We start from the raw sequence: 247 nt of genomic DNA, 5'->3' as shown, positions 1-247 counted from the left end.
ATTTCGAACAATCAGCATCCATCTCCAATCGGAGATCCAACACCATCAGCATGCCCTCCACTACGCCCTCAGCTTTCTGGAGCATCCTGCCAACCCAACAATCAGATCGCCCATGCTTACGTGCAAGCGCCATAAAGGTCATGCCGCCGACATAATAGTCCACCAATAAATCATGTAAATCGCTGTTGTTTTTTTTCAGGCGAGCCATACATTCACAAATGATCATCGCGTCATCGTCACAGCATTG

The 247-nt window shown here is 47.8% G+C and carries 1 protein-coding gene; it reads right to left on the bottom strand.

The annotated features are described in order from the left end of the window. Positions 1–208 (bottom strand): antiterminator Q family protein (locus tag SB749_RS20385; protein ID WP_001637079.1); only part of this gene is annotated, 208 nt, incomplete at its 3' end. Positions 209–247 lie beyond the last annotated feature (39 nt).

The sequence above is a fragment of the Brevibacterium sp. SIMBA_078 genome (assembly GCF_046534565.1).
Classification (GTDB): domain Bacteria; phylum Actinomycetota; class Actinomycetes; order Actinomycetales; family Brevibacteriaceae; genus Brevibacterium.
Note: the sequence above shows the minus strand (reverse complement) of the source record. Positions and strands in the feature narration are given on the sequence as shown.